This is a genomic window from Vibrio sp. S17_S38 (assembly GCF_014694375.1).
Lineage (GTDB): Bacteria > Pseudomonadota > Gammaproteobacteria > Enterobacterales > Vibrionaceae > Vibrio.
The window spans coordinates 63,811-77,975 of record NZ_JAAUWW010000013.1 but is presented as its reverse complement, the minus strand read 5'-3'; the positions used below and the strand labels follow the sequence as shown (position 1 = coordinate 77,975).

General features: G+C 40.2%; 12 protein-coding genes. 5 read left to right on the top strand and 7 right to left on the bottom strand.

What is annotated here, in order from left to right; all coding sequences use genetic code 11:
- Positions 1-9 precede the first annotated feature (9 nt).
- On the bottom strand, positions 10-447 hold the full coding sequence (locus HC725_RS11370) for an META domain-containing protein (RefSeq protein ID WP_190331938.1): 438 nt from the start codon (positions 445-447) through the stop codon (positions 10-12).
- A gap of 222 nt (positions 448-669) precedes the next feature.
- Between HC725_RS11370 and HC725_RS11365 the strand changes: the two genes are divergently transcribed.
- Positions 670-927, top strand: coding sequence for a DUF1289 domain-containing protein (locus HC725_RS11365; protein ID WP_190331937.1), 258 nt, complete (start codon positions 670-672; stop codon positions 925-927).
- 278 nt (positions 928-1,205) lie between these two features.
- Here HC725_RS11365 and rplY read toward each other — a convergent pair whose 3' ends face one another.
- Positions 1,206-1,484: a 50S ribosomal protein L25 gene (rplY, locus tag HC725_RS11360; RefSeq protein WP_086959752.1), complete on the bottom strand. Its 279-nt coding sequence runs from the start codon at positions 1,482-1,484 to the stop codon at positions 1,206-1,208.
- 319 nt (positions 1,485-1,803) lie between these two features.
- On the opposite strand from rplY, the gene HC725_RS11355 reads away from it, so the two are divergent.
- Positions 1,804-2,649 (top strand): LysR family transcriptional regulator, encoded by an 846-nt coding sequence (locus HC725_RS11355; protein WP_190331970.1) that lies wholly within the window; start codon positions 1,804-1,806, stop codon positions 2,647-2,649.
- On the opposite strand, the gene HC725_RS11350 is transcribed toward HC725_RS11355, so the two are convergent.
- The 5 genes from HC725_RS11350 to HC725_RS11330 all read right to left on the bottom strand — a co-directional run bounded on the left by HC725_RS11350 (position 2,600) and on the right by HC725_RS11330 (position 10,822).
- Positions 2,600-3,379 carry a TSUP family transporter gene (locus HC725_RS11350; RefSeq protein WP_190331936.1) on the bottom strand — a complete coding sequence of 260 codons (780 nt, stop codon included), beginning with the start codon at positions 3,377-3,379 and terminating at the stop codon, positions 2,600-2,602. The two genes, HC725_RS11355 and HC725_RS11350, sit on opposite strands and share 50 nt — an antisense overlap.
- 212 nt (positions 3,380-3,591) lie before the next feature.
- Positions 3,592-5,091 (bottom strand): NADP-dependent phosphogluconate dehydrogenase, encoded by a 1,500-nt coding sequence (gene gndA, locus HC725_RS11345; RefSeq protein WP_190331935.1) that lies wholly within the window; start codon positions 5,089-5,091, stop codon positions 3,592-3,594.
- A 237-nt stretch (positions 5,092-5,328) separates the two neighbouring features.
- Positions 5,329-7,119, bottom strand: a complete 1,791-nt coding sequence (locus tag HC725_RS11340) for a DEAD/DEAH box helicase (RefSeq protein WP_190331934.1) — start codon at positions 7,117-7,119, stop codon at positions 5,329-5,331.
- A gap of 167 nt (positions 7,120-7,286) precedes the next feature.
- Complete coding sequence (locus tag HC725_RS11335; protein WP_190331933.1) at positions 7,287-9,569, bottom strand: VolA/Pla-1 family phospholipase; 2,283 nt, start codon at positions 9,567-9,569, stop codon at positions 7,287-7,289.
- Positions 9,570-9,586: 17 nt separating this feature from the next.
- Positions 9,587-10,822, bottom strand: a complete 1,236-nt coding sequence (locus HC725_RS11330; protein WP_190331932.1) for an outer membrane protein transport protein — start codon at positions 10,820-10,822, stop codon at positions 9,587-9,589.
- Between the two features lie 612 nt (positions 10,823-11,434).
- Between HC725_RS11330 and rsuA the strand changes: the two genes are divergently transcribed.
- The 3 genes from rsuA to HC725_RS11315 all read left to right on the top strand — a co-directional run bounded on the left by rsuA (position 11,435) and on the right by HC725_RS11315 (position 14,132).
- A complete protein-coding gene (gene rsuA, locus HC725_RS11325) occupies positions 11,435-12,133 on the top strand; it encodes a 16S rRNA pseudouridine(516) synthase RsuA (protein WP_190331931.1) in 699 nt (232 codons plus the stop codon).
- Positions 12,134-12,244: 111 nt separating this feature from the next.
- Complete coding sequence (locus tag HC725_RS11320) at positions 12,245-13,432, top strand: Bcr/CflA family multidrug efflux MFS transporter (RefSeq protein WP_190331930.1); 1,188 nt, start codon at positions 12,245-12,247, stop codon at positions 13,430-13,432.
- A gap of 52 nt (positions 13,433-13,484) precedes the next feature.
- Positions 13,485-14,132: a DUF2913 family protein gene (locus tag HC725_RS11315; RefSeq protein WP_190331929.1), complete on the top strand. Its 648-nt coding sequence runs from the start codon at positions 13,485-13,487 to the stop codon at positions 14,130-14,132.
- The last annotated feature ends 33 nt before the right edge of the window (positions 14,133-14,165 follow it).

Here is a 14,165-nt window from a genome sequence, read left to right as displayed (position 1 = left end):
ATAAAGTGCTTATTGAACCCAATCTTTTAATGTAAAGGTAAGTGTGTGCTCATCATTGGAAAGTTTGAGGGTTTGCTTATCTAAATCAATCTTGCTCCAAGCCGATAAAGTGCTGGCAACCGCTCGCTCTGTCATCATAGCATCATCCATACACATCTTCATCGTCATTGCCATTTTACTGACGCGAAATTCGCCTGTTTCGGCATTGATTTCTGCCATTCCACGATAACCATTACAACCAGCGAAACCATGAGTATTTAGATTTTCACCAATTTCAATATCAGCTATTTTACCTAATTTATCTTTGGTCACAGGTTTTCCATCTATTTCAGAAAGCTCCCAATGATGATGCTGTAAATCACTGGCAGTCACAAAATTAGTCTTATCATGAGAAGAACAAGCCGCGAGTAACATTGATAATCCAACTAAAGGAATTATTTTTTTCATTATCATCTCCGATGTAATAGGTAGAAAAAAGCAAATATGCAATTGAGTTAGTATAATGAAATGAGGAGAAAGATGACAAATTTAACTCTGTTATTTTACATTCATTTACTGAACGCTTATTTTATAACAAAGTGATGACGGAGATCGTTCGAATTATAAGCCGTTACCTTTAATGTTTGGCATCGTTTGAATCAATCATGAAGCCGCTGGATAGGAGGACGTATGGAACAACTTGAATTCTTTACCGTACCAAGTCCTTGCGTTGGCGTTTGTACTGTCGATGATAAAGGCCTCTGCCAAGGTTGTATGCGTAAACGAGAAGAGCGTTTCAATTGGTTGAGCTTCACCCCTGCAGAGCAACGCTATATTATTAAATTATGTAAACAACGTTATTATCGAAAGCGGTTAGCACAGAGGCAACAAATTCCAATTGAACAAATACAAGAAGAGCAATTACCGCCTCAAGGGAGTTTGTTCTAACTCTCAAGTTTGTTTTAGCAACCAAAAACAACTCATTACTGAGCTAGATTTATACTTAATTGGTATAGGCGTAATAAGTTAGTTGATGATGCTACTGACTAGAAGGTGATGCGGTTGAGAAATCGAAGAGTGTTAGAACGGTGAAAGCCCGATAGTTGGTAGCTATCGGGCTTTCTATGTTTTTTGCTATTTCTAGCTGAGTATCGAGTGGTAAATTCGAGTCTCATTTTTCCTTTTATGCAAAAGGTGGATTCAATCGAATCAAAGACAGGTAAGTCTTAGATGCGGATGAAGTCCATGTGCTCAACTTTTGGCTTAAACGCGTGACGTTGAACATCTTGTGGCTTAACTTTTACTTCTTTGCCATCAACTACTAGAGTGATTGCTTCGTAAAACTCAGGCTTATCCATTTGGTTGATCACGTCAGAGTGAACCAATGCGATAGATACTGGCTCTGCTTCACCACCGTAGATGATTGCAGGGAATTGGCCAGTTAGACGTAGGCGGCGGCTCGCACCCTTACCTAGTTCAGTACGTACTACTGCTTCAAATTTCATAGTATTTACTCTCAAAATTAGTAAATTAAAAGATGTTTAATCACATAGCGACCTTGTGATTAAGCGTTGTTTCAAATCCATATCAATAAAATAAGGTCTGAAACGAGCGCGGATACTACCATTCAAGGTGCGTTTGAGCAAGTCATATACGGTCCAAAACATCTTATTATTCACACTTAAAAAACGTTGCGATCAGCAATAATGGTTGAAGTGATTGTCGCTTGTATGAAAATAGCTAACGTGACTAATTTTAGAGCGATTGACGCCTGATTTTAAGTTATTATTGAGCTACCGATTTCCAACCGATATTAGCTTTATTATGTTACTTGAGGGTATTGAAACTCTGTTAATGCTGAGCCAAGAAAAAACCATGAGTCGAGCGGGTAGTCAGCTTTATATCAGTCAATCAGCAGTGAGTAAGCGAATTTCGTTATTGGAAAAAAAACTGGGGAAAAAGTTGATTGTGCCGGATGGGCGCTACATTCGTTTAACGGCAGATGCGAAAGAATTAATTGATAGCGTGGCTCCAACTTTTCAAGAGCTACAAGGCCGACTTTATGATCAGCACGCTTTGCAAGACGATACGCTTATTCGATTAGATTGCTCTGAAACGTTAGTGGCAGGTTATTTGAACCAAATGATGGGGGATTATTTACAGCAGGACTCCGCTGTTACCATTACCACGCACCATACGCCAAGAATTGTTGAGCGAGTTCAATCGGGCAAAGCCACATTAGGGTTTTGCGCTGGTTACATCACTTCAGCTCATGGATTAAAGGTGACTCAGTTGTGGGAAGAACCTTTTGTAATCGTGAGTCAGCAATCATTGACTCAGCTACCAAAACAGATATTAACTAATGATTTAGGAAATCCAGCCAACCGTTATCAGTTGGATATTTTATCTCAATTGGGGATCGAGCCTTTGATGCAAATGGATTCCTATACGGCCAGTGCTCAGTTAGCTTTAGGTGGGGTGGCGGCAGCGCTTGTGCCACTTTCCATTATTAATGCGTTAAAAATAGAGTCTAAGTATTGTTTTAGTTTTGATGAATTGAAGCCTTTATATCGCCCGGTTCACTTATGTGTCCGAGCGAATACTTACCGAAGCGAAAGGATTAAAAAATTGATGAAAGCCATTGCGGATGTTGTTCCCACAGAATCTTAATGGCCATTGTCATTGACATAATAATGACTAACGGTCGGATCCATTTTTGACCGTTACCCAAGACCATTTTAGCGCCTAGACGTGCGCCAATAAATCCACCAACCGCCATGGTTAAGCCCAACTCCCAAATAGGTAAACCCGCAATAATGAAAAACGACAAAGCGGCAATGTTGGAAGTGAAGTTGAGTACTTTAGTGTGCGCGGTGGCAGAAACAATTGAATAACGCGCCAGTGCAACAAAGCAAACACTGAAAATGGAACCCGTTCCCGGGCCTAAAAATCCATCATAAAATCCTACGCTTCCACCCACAACAAAGGCAAAAGTAGCTTCAGATATTCTTGGTGTTACATCAGAGTTTGGAGTGGAAGAATACAGCAAGAAATATGTAGAGATGGCAATTAATACGATAGGGATCAAACTCATTAATACACTGGCATCAATGTATTGAACGGAAAGTGCCCCACAAGCGGAACCGACAAAAGTACATGCAATTGCAAGCCACATCGATTTAAGTTTTACAGCGCCACTGCGAATAAAATATAAACTTGCAGAAAAACTGCCGAAAGAGCTTTGTAATTTATTTGTGGCTAAGGCTTGAGTTGGTGGAATACCAGCAGCGAGTAATGCGGGTAACGTTAATAACCCACCACCACCGGCAATAGCGTCAATAAAGCCTGCTATCCCTGCGACACCAACTAGTAGCGCCATAACTTGAAGCGAAATGTCCATTTTCTTTCCTGTAGATAATCAATTGTCATCAATATAACACTAATAAAACTGGTCAATTAGTAAAATGGTGGAAAGTGAACCATTCCTAAAATTCATAGGTCGTAAGGGACACAGAAAATAAAGTCTTAGCTGCCAACAATATCACATTGTCATAGGTGAAAAGAGCACAAAAAGTAGAAGAAAATCACTAAGAAATGATCTTCTTCTGATGGTTATTTCTTGATTTCGACTCGTGGATTTTGGCTCCACTCTACATGATATTTTTGTGCTTCAGGCTGATCAATTCGAGAATAAGTATGAGATCCAAAATAATCGCGTTGGGCTTGTAATAAATTAGCCGGCAGTGTGGCGCAACGCATGGAATCAAAATAACTCAAGGCTGAACCAATACCTGGGATTGCAACGCCGTATAAGCTGGCGTGGGCAACACATCGACGCCAATTGAGTTGACGAGCTTTGATTTCATCCCCAAATTTTTGGTCAAAAAGGAGGTTATCCAATTGTGGAGTTGCTTCAAATGCTTGTGTGATGCTTTGTAAGAATATTGCGCGAATAATACAACCAGCGCGCCATCCTTTGGCTATTTGGGCAAAATCAAGTTGCCATCCTTGCTGCTCTGAGGTGGTTTTCATTAAATCGAAACCTTGCGCATAAATGCATAATTTAGCGCAATATAAAGCATCATGAAGTTCATTTATTGTCGTATTTAGTGAGTCTTGTTGATGAGGTTCAGTTACTACAGCAAGTTTTTCCTTACCTTGCAGGCGGCGCTCTTTTAAGCTGCTAAGAGAGCGAGCATAAACGGATTGGGCAATACTGGGGGCAGGGCAACCGACTTCTAAGCTGTTGATTGCCGTCCAAACGCCAGTGCCTTTTTGACCCGCTTTATCTAAGATCATTTCAACTAATGGCTTGTCGCTGTGAAAATCTTTTTGCTGCAAAATATCGGCACTGATTTCCATTAAGTAGCTATTAAGAACGCCTTGATTCCACTGACTAAAAATGTCACCGATTTTTGTCGCTTCTAATCCGACGACTTGATGCAAGTATTGATACACTTCGCAAATGATTTGCATATCAGCGTATTCAATACCGTTATGCACCATTTTGACATAATGACCAGAGCCACTTGGCCCAGTGTAAGTGGCGCAAGCTTCGCCGTCTTGCAATGGTTCAACAGGCAGCCCATGCTGATCCACTTTTGCAGCAATAGCATTCCACATCGGCTTCACATATTGCCATGCTTTAGAATCGCCGCTAGCCATTAGAGCAGGTCCAAAGCGAGCACCTTGTTCTCCACCAGAAACAGCCGTGCTGAAGAAGTTGAGCTGGCCTTGATATTTTTTATCGCGTGCAATCGTATCTGTCCATAAACTGTTGCCAGTATCAATGACAATATCATCAGGATCTAGACCCGCATTTAATAAGTTTTGAATGACGGTATCAACAATATCGCCAGCAGGGACGGAAAGCGCAATAACACGTGGTAAGGGTAATTGATTCAATGCATATTCTAATGATGAACACGCAATGAATTGTCCTTTATTTAGGTTGGATGCTTCATGCGCAGTGTTATCCACATTGGCGCTGTTTAAGTCAAAGCCTGCTACATTAAAGCCGTTATCTAATAAATTTAGGGTTAGACTTTTACCCATCACACCAAGACCGATCATGGCAATATGACATTGGGAAGTTTTTAAAGTGCTGGTCATGGGGGTTCCTTGTTCTAATTAATAGGCATCAAGTTGTTGGTGAGTATTGGCAATAACGTCTGAAATTGCGGTGAGATATTGACAAAATCACTTCAATTTTCTGATGGGCAATGTTACTGGTAACTGTGTGGCGATGCAATATCATCGATAACTAGGTCTAGTAAGCGATTAATTGGATCACATAATAATATTTTATGACGACTAATTGGTAGATAATATTTAAATTAAAATAGCGGCTTAATTTAATTCATCTGCAAAAACCTTATCTCTTATCTTCCAAAAGCGACCTGATTTTCTGGCAATAATAAATAGTGGCAACCGGAACCGATGTTGATGGTTGACGACTTTTGTGGGAGAGCTTTCCTCAAAGGGACGGTGCCTGTCTGCAAGGTGGGGACGTACAAATTGGTTAGCAAAATTTTGTTTTTGTTTTTTTGTGGTTAATGGCCAAAATTCATGCACTTGAGAGTGTTTCGTTTCCTCAGTTGAATCACCTAAGTAAGTGATTTTGAGTTGAGATTTACCATTTGCATCTTTATGAACATCGAGTTGCATATCGGTGCATTCGAAGACTAACGCATCTTTCAGGTTGAGTGCATCGCGCAGCTTTTTATCTGGGTCAACTAACGTGGCATCACATTGATGGCAGATACGCGCTGCAATATCGTTATCAGCACCGCACTCCCCACAAAACTTAGCTTTAAAGCGATAGCCGCAATGTTCTCTTTCGTCTGTTGGTTGGTCACTGTTATCTAATATTTCAAAATAACCTTGGCAGCGTCGTCCATAATGCTCCAACAGCATTCCATTACTATCGAGTTTGCCCCAAAAGGTGTTATTGAAGCCACAGGCGGGGCATGGAATGGTTACGGTGTCACTTTTTGGGTCTGGTTTTGGTTCGCCTACTTCTGGTTGGTATAAGTCGTAATTGTTGCCAGCGTAATCCAACACTAAGCATTCTTGTTTTCCATCGGCTAAACGAAGTCCGCGCCCAATGATTTGTTGATATAGACTGACCGATTCGGTTGGGCGTAATATCGCGATTAAATCGACATGTGGTGCGTCAAATCCAGTCGTGAGAACGGAAACATTGACTAAATATTTAATTTGCTTATTTTTGAATGCATTAATAATGCGATCGCGTTCAGTTTGATGGGTATCGCCGATCACCAACGAAGATTGATCTGACGGCAATAACCCTAAGATTTCTTGTGCATGGCGAACGGTAGCCGCAAAGATCATGATGCCTTGTTTATTTTTGGATAACTCAATGATTTGTGCCACGATCTGTGGTGTTGCACGTTTGGATTGTTCGATCACTAAATCCAATTCAGATTCTTTATAACGCCCTGCCAGTGCAGGTTTTAAGTGGGAGAAATCATAGCTTAATACTGGCGTGTCAATCATTTTAGCTGGTGTTAAAAAGCCTTCATCGAGTAGATACTGAATCGGAAGTTCGAAGATGCAGTCACGAAAAAAGCGTGGTTCTTGTGATTTGACTTGGCCACGTTTTCCGCGCACATGATATTGATAAATCCAGCCCATGCCTAAACGATAAGGGGTTGCGGTGAGCCCTAAGACTTTAATACCAGAATTTATCGATTGAAGATGAGAGATAACTTTACGATAACTGCTTTTAGGATTATCTGGTACGCGGTGGCATTCATCGATAACGAGTAATGAAAACTGATTAGCAAACGAATCTAAATTTCGCACCACGGATTGAACGGAAGCAAATACAACTTGTTGCTCGGTTTCCTTGCGACCAAGGCCTGCTGAAAATACCGAACCTTTAATTGGGCGATCTGGCGTGGAATAACTTTCATATTTGGCATGGTTTTGTTCAACCAATTCTTTCACATGCGCTAATACTAATACTCGCCCTTTGGCTAAACGAGCTAATTCAGCAATGACCAAGCTTTTACCAGCCCCAGTGGGCAATACGATCATGGCAGGATCGCTATTGTGCCTAAAGTAATGAATTACGGCTTTGACTGAGTCAGCTTGGTAAGGGCGTAGAGTGAACATGGGTGCAATAACGATAAGAAAGGTGGCGAATAGGTTTAGTTTACTGGCTTTAGGTCATATTGCTAGAAAAAGCCTAAATAGGAGTATTTTACTTTAAACAAAAAATTAAAGCCCACTCATGAATGGGCTATAGGATAGGGATTAAGGTTCGTACTTTATATCAATGCTTATTTTAAAGTCGTCGTATCACTCACACCAGTAAGTTGGTTGTCTAATAAGAAATCAATTAGCTCTGTTTGCATTTCAGTATGTTGGCTAAGATCACTGAAATCACTGGTAGGTGCAATAACTGTACTGTGGCTTGCACCGTTATTAAACTGTACCCAATTACGAGTGCCGTCAACGGCGGTATTACTTGCATTGGTTGCTGTTAACCCTAATGTAAGCGCTAAAGGTTCCGTACCTGCGAAGGTATTTGCCACTTTATTCGGTACCACTTTATCGCCATCTACTTCGCTTAAATAAACAGGAAGTGCAGGGTCGATATAGCTTGCCGTATTGATAGGATCTACCGTATCTAACACGGTTTGCGCCGCATAAGAGAAGGCGGCAATAGTGGCAGCATCACCGATTTGTTTTTTAATCGCAGGGCCAAAAGTATCGGAATTAATCAGCAACGGTGCAATTTGACCACCAGCATTAGCAAAAGCGCCTGAGCTGAAACTAAATAATTGATCAGCATCTGCATTACCTAATGTTTCGTTGGCTGCTGCAACCGCAGAAACCCCAACAATCCCACCAAGTGAGTGCCCCATAAAGCGCGGTAGCTCACCAAAATTGACCTTGGTTAGTTCTGCAAAATTAATGGTGGCACCAAGACTAGGCTTTGCTTGTAATGTTTTAGCGGTAACCGAAAGCGCGGCACGTAAGCCAATAATATCGAGAATACTCTCGCGTACATTGTCACGAGCAACAGGCAAGTAGGCTAAGTTAATATAAGCGGTTGGGTCTACATTAGCAGAACGTTTTGCATCTAAAGAACGCTGACCGTGCAGTGGGTGATCAATGGCAATCACTGAAATTCCACTTGCAACCATATTAGCAGCGAAGGCATAAGCGGTTTCTTTGACAGAAGTAATACCGTGCTGATAGATGACAATTGGAGTCGATCCAACTGCGGCACCTTTTGGCGTAAAGAGTAAAAATGGGACTTCTTCTAACGACTTAATTTTAGGCACAGGGCTGTACTGAGTAATAATACGCTCGGGATCTAAAGGTTGTCCGGAATCATCTTTTAAATCTACACCAATAAGCTTGAGCTGTTCGGTTGCATCGGTAAACAGCTTGGCTGGATCGATACCATTTTCAACAAGCTGTTGGATGACAGTACTTCTATCATCACCTTCTAAAGCATTTTTAATAATGGCAAGACTAGGCATGGCCGATTGGAAAGGTTGGCTATTCCAAGTCGCGCCTTTTTCTAGGAAGTACGGCAGATTCACGATTCCTTTAGAGACGGTAACAGCAGCAGCTGCCGCTTGAGAGTTTAAAGCTGTTTGGGTTGCGCCTGTTGGATCTATGTAAGTTGAAAAATTCTCATCGTCATTAAGTACATCGTCATAATCACCAGAGCTAGTGATACTTAATGTATACGCAGCACTTAAATCAACATTATTTGGGTTGGCACTGCCTTTCCAGATATCGCCTAAACCGTTACCACCAGCTAGTTTAGATGCAAGACCAGTTGCAACCGCTGCCTTGGTTGCATATAAAGTATCACCAACAGATTGAGTGGTGAACCAAGTAGAATAAACGACCTTTTTCAAGTCGGCCACTTTGGTACCTTCAACAATTGATCCAATGCCGCTTAATACTTTTTGTAGCTGTGCTAATGAACCAGAAGTAAAGGTTTTGGTTTTGGTAATTAAAGTGGCATAAGACGAAGACATCCCAACCGAATCGCCATTTTTATCTTTAATATCATCCGTTATAGCAACGACGTAATTCGTTTTTTCTTCTAAAGGCTTACTAAATATAATGTTTAAGTTATTGCCTTGTGCTACTACCGTAAAATCGGTGTTTTGTTTTAATATCCCAGTTGGTGTTGGCGAGCCCGTTAAGCTCTCACTGAGTTTAATAATATAAACACCAGAAGTTTGGACTCCAGTAGTAAACCCCGCACCTTTAAACGGAATCGTCATTGGTTCGGTGGTTGACCATCCATCCATTTGGCTAAGCGCCGCTTTTGGATTTGATAAACTATCGTCGCCACCTGTTGGGATCTCTAATGTGCCATCTTTTTGATTCATCAGAATAAAGGTTGGCAAAGGTACGCTTGCATTAGCGCCTTGTAGAGTAAAGTCGACCTTAGTTTTTTGCGCTAAAGAGGCATTAATATAAGGTTCATATTGAGTGCTGCTATCGGTACCAGTGCTGCTTTTTTCGTTCCCACATGCGGTAACCAGTAACATTGCCGAGCAAAGGGCAGTAAGCTTTAAATATTTATTCATGTGATATATCCCTTCACTTAAAATGAGTAGTTAACTTGGACTGAGGTAATGTACGCAGGGCCACTTGATTTGAAATTATAGGTTTGGCCTAGAGCATTGGTTTCATCAAACTTTCCGTCTTTACTGTCTATGTACGCAAAGCCAGCATCGAATGAAAGATCCTGCGTCCAAAAGTAAGTCAGACCTGCTGTGTACCAATAACGGTCGGTATCGGGAATACTTAATGTCGCAGTTCCTGCTTGCTCATCATACGCAAAACCTGCGCGTAAAATTAAACTATCTGTTGGTTGGAAAGTGGTACCAATCGACCAACGTTGGTTATCTTCGTAATGTTCTGTTTTTGTAAAGCAAACACCGTTAGCACAATTATCACTCGTGGCCTCTAATTGTTGGAATTTGCTCCAGTTAGTCCACTGCCAGCTATAGTGAATAGCCCATTGGTTGTTGAGTTGATGAAAAGCCGACAATTCGACGACATCAGGCAGATCAATCTCTAAATCAGCATCGGTTTTCCCCGGAGCACCTAATACTGCTCCGGTGTAATCTTTAAAATCACCGTCTTTAAATTTTAACTCGGTAGAAGAATGGTAAGACGCGGCAAAACGATTATTTTCATTAATTTCAAAAAGGGCACCGACATTCCAGTTGTAGCCGAACGTATCGCCTTTCATGGATATTAATGGGTCAGAAGCGCTACCACCGGTTAGTGCACTGATCGCACCTTGGCTTCGTTTTAGTTCAGCTTGAGCATAAACAAGGCTAACACCGGCGCCAACACTAAAATGTTCATTGATTCGATAGGCAATATTGGGATTGATATTAAAAGAAATTAAAGATGTTTTGCCTGCCATATCGCCTGCTGCGATATCTGTTGGGTAATCGGTTGTCACACCATAAGAGGTAAACATGCCAATTCCCCAAGCCCATTGATCATTGATAGGGCTAACAAAATATGCCGCTGGGACATATTGAACTGGCGCTATATCATTCGCGCCTTGGCTATTGGTTTCATCATAAACATCGATTTCAGGATCAATAACTGAGATCGCACCAGAGAATTGTGCTTTTTTAAATAATGTCATAACGGCAGGGTTGGCGGACATCTCTGTGGCATTATCACCAATAGCACCATCGCCAGAGAAAGCTCGTCCTAAACCGGATGCAGAATGTTCTACCACTTGGAAGCCAGCTGCATGTACTTGCGATGCAAGTAAAATAGAAACTGCTAATAGTGAATATTGTGTTTTTTTCATGCTTAATCCCTTACACATTATTATTTGTTTTATAACTCTGCTGCGAGTCAGCAGTTGTTAATAATATTATTACTAATTATTGATTGTGTGTATTTTGTTTTTCAAAAGTGTTACGAGGTTAATACTTTTAGTGTTCTTTGTTATTAAACTTAATTAAACAGGTAGGACCAGTTTAGGTTGTTGTTTATATTGATAAAATCAAATAGATTATTTTCCAACCAAAATATGGTGAATTTATGTCTTTAGACTTAAGTCTTATTATGAGGGGTGAAATCAAAGCGGGCTAAGACTAAAGTCTAGGTGGTTATTTTTCGATATAAAAAATGTTTCTATTTATTTCAGCATAATGTGGTGCTGAATAATGATAATTTTATATATTGAAATTTGAATCTTAATAATCAAGTTTATTTCAATAAATAGAAATGTATTTTTATTGGCATTAAAAAATCATGTTTGATTACTTGTATAAAATGGTGGATTTTTCTTCACCTTAATATTGGTTTTCTAATAGTGTCCGTACCTAAAAACACTCTTTTTTTGTAAAGATTGTGAAATAGCTCAACTCTTTGCTTAAAGACGCTTATAATGACCATCAATTAATTCGAGGTATACATGCGTTTAGACAAATTTTTATGTGAAACATTAGGGGTAACTCGTCGTGAAGCGACTATTTTACTGCGTCGTGGTGAAGTTAGCGTTGATGATAAGGTTATCAAGGTTGCTTCTGTCCAAGTCACCGAGCTTTCTAAAGTAGAATGGAAGGAGCGGGTTTTACCTATGCCGGGGCCACGGTATTTTATGCTCAACAAGCCTGAGGGTTTTGTTTGTTCGCATGAAGATAATACCAATCCGACAGCCTTTACCTTATTAGATGAAATAAAAATTGATAAACTGCATTTTGCTGGCCGATTGGATGTTGATACCACCGGTCTTGTGTTAATTACCGATGATGGTCAATGGTCGCATAAAATCACATCACCAAAACGTAAATGCAGTAAAATTTATCGTGTCTGGTTAGAAGAAGCGATTGGGGACGATTATGCAGAGCAACTAACCACTGGTCTTCAATTGCATAATGAGAAAGGCTTAACCTTACCTGCTAAGATGGAGGTGGTCGATTTTTCTCAAAATGAAGTGCTACTCACTATCTGCGAAGGTAAATACCACCAGGTGAAACGTATGTTTGCCGCATTGGGTAATAAAGTTGAGCGTCTGCATCGCGAATCTATTGGTCAAATTGGATTAGATGAAACTTTAGAGCCAGGTGAATATCGAGTATTAACTACCGAAGAAATTCAATCGATCGGGTAATCATCCCGATGTCTAAGGCTCCTATCGTAAATGTTATTGCGGTATAAAGGAGCCTTTGTTTTTTTGTCCCAAGCACTTATTTGCTTTCTCTTATTTTCTATAAGGCGTTCTATGTCCCAACAAGATTCTAAAAGCCATTTTGTTCTTTTTCTTATTCTAGGATCTATCGGTTTACTTACGCCTTTTGCTATTGACATGTATTTACCCGCGATGCCAACTATTGCAAAGGATTTTGGTGTAGATAACGGCCTAATCCAAGGGACATTAACGGCTTATACGGCAGGTTTTGCGATTGGTCAGTTATTACATGGACCTTTAGCCGATAGTTATGGCCGTCGCCCTGTGATGTTACTTGGTACGGTTTTATTCGCAATTACTTCTGTAGTGTGTGCAACCACGACTAATATTGATGCTTTGCTTTATACTCGTTTTGCCCAAGGTTTTGTTGGCGCAGCATCCGCTGTTGTTATCCAAGCGGTGGTACGTGATATGTTTAACCGTGAAGATTTTGCTCGTGCGATGTCTTTTATTACTCTTGTTATTACTATTTCTCCATTATTGGCACCAATGATAGGCGGGCATTTAGCCGTTTGGTTCGGTTGGCGTTCAATTTTCGCAGCTTTGGCGATAGTGGCATGTTTGGTTTTGGTGGCTGTTTTTATCAAAATTCCGGAAACGTTAGCACCAGAAAATAAGCAGCCATTACGCTTTAAAACCACACTGAAAAATTACTATAAATTATTTACTAACCCAGTTTCATTTGGTTTGATTTTTTGTGGTGCTTTTTCATTTGCTGGTATGTTTGCTTTTATTACCGCAGGATCGTTTGTCTATATAGATATTTTCGGTGTGGCACCAGAGTCTTTTGGCTACTTATTTGCACTTAACGTTATTGGTATGGTTCTCATGACCAGTTTTAATGGTAGAGCGGTGCGAAAAATGGGCTCACATTGGATGCTGCGATTTGGGTTAAGTTGCCAAGCTATTGCTGGAGTAGCTTTATTTGTGAGTTGGGTATTTGATTGGGGTTTGTGGGGAGTAGTACCAAGTGTCATTTTATTTGTGGGTACGATTTCAATTATTGGTAGTAACTCAATGGGTTTATTACTAAATAATTATCCTGCGATGGCCGGCACGGCATCATCATTAGCTGGAACATTACGTTTTGGTATTGGTGCAATAGTAAGTGCGATGATTGCGATTCTGCCTAGTGGATATTTATGGCCAATGGTATTTTCTATGTTTGGCTGTGCCATATTGTCATTGTCTTCATATTGGCTATTGAGTCGTAACGCTTAACCATTTATATCCCGATTAATTTAATACAAGAAATAATAGAGAAGTGAGAACGATGCAATATTCTATAGAAATTCAAAATGTTGTTAATAGCGCGTTAGCTGAGTTAAGAGATCTTCATCAGAAAAAAAAACTTGCTAATACACCTATTACCAACACTCACTTTCTATCACGTTGGGTCACAAAAAGTATTAAATCTCAATGTTTTGATGGATGTGTTAAAAATGATTTGATCCGCTGGCAAAAATTAAGTCGCAGCAAAGGAGCAGGCAGCGAGTTAGTGAGTTTGTTTGAACGTATTTCCGCGTTATACCATCGACTAAATCCTATTGGTCATGAACCAAAACCGGTAACGGATAAGCAAATAGAAATATTTATGGATCATATGGAAGCTCAAGGTTGGGAAGTGGTGAATGAGTTCGAATTAACCGAAAAAACCCAAGTTTTTGCAGATCAGCCGAATTCATTCGTTTTATGTGCTAAACAATGTGAAGAGTGTTTTGATGGTGAAAATTTGTCTAAACCAATGAGTTTTTATGTCCGAGGTAACCATGTTGCATTTGTTGAAGAAGCAAGTAAAAGTGGTTTTCTATTGCATAAGCAAACGGATTATAAATCTATTGTAAAATATCATGGAGAGTACGTGGTATTTCCAGATAATGTAGGTAAATCCTTGGCTGAGATACCATGGCTGTCAATCTAGAAATCGTATTAGACCGCTGAAATTAAGCCTTGA

Excerpts from the sequence above, each read along its gene's own strand:
- HC725_RS11370 (WP_190331938.1), bottom strand. The coding sequence starts at position 447 with ATGAAAAAAATAATTCCTTTAGTTGGATTATCAATGTTACTCGCGGCT.
- HC725_RS11365 (WP_190331937.1), top strand. The coding sequence starts at position 670 with ATGGAACAACTTGAATTCTTTACCGTACCAAGTCCTTGCGTTGGCGTT.
- rplY (WP_086959752.1), bottom strand. The coding sequence starts at position 1,484 with ATGAAATTTGAAGCAGTAGTACGTACTGAACTAGGTAAGGGTGCGAGC.
- HC725_RS11355 (WP_190331970.1), top strand. The coding sequence starts at position 1,804 with ATGTTACTTGAGGGTATTGAAACTCTGTTAATGCTGAGCCAAGAAAAA.
- HC725_RS11350 (WP_190331936.1), bottom strand. The coding sequence starts at position 3,379 with ATGGACATTTCGCTTCAAGTTATGGCGCTACTAGTTGGTGTCGCAGGG.
- gndA (WP_190331935.1), bottom strand. The coding sequence starts at position 5,091 with ATGACCAGCACTTTAAAAACTTCCCAATGTCATATTGCCATGATCGGT.
- HC725_RS11340 (WP_190331934.1), bottom strand. The coding sequence starts at position 7,119 with ATGTTCACTCTACGCCCTTACCAAGCTGACTCAGTCAAAGCCGTAATT.
- HC725_RS11335 (WP_190331933.1), bottom strand. The coding sequence starts at position 9,569 with ATGAATAAATATTTAAAGCTTACTGCCCTTTGCTCGGCAATGTTACTG.
- HC725_RS11330 (WP_190331932.1), bottom strand. The coding sequence starts at position 10,822 with ATGAAAAAAACACAATATTCACTATTAGCAGTTTCTATTTTACTTGCA.
- rsuA (WP_190331931.1), top strand. The coding sequence starts at position 11,435 with ATGCGTTTAGACAAATTTTTATGTGAAACATTAGGGGTAACTCGTCGT.
- HC725_RS11320 (WP_190331930.1), top strand. The coding sequence starts at position 12,245 with ATGTCCCAACAAGATTCTAAAAGCCATTTTGTTCTTTTTCTTATTCTA.
- HC725_RS11315 (WP_190331929.1), top strand. The coding sequence starts at position 13,485 with ATGCAATATTCTATAGAAATTCAAAATGTTGTTAATAGCGCGTTAGCT.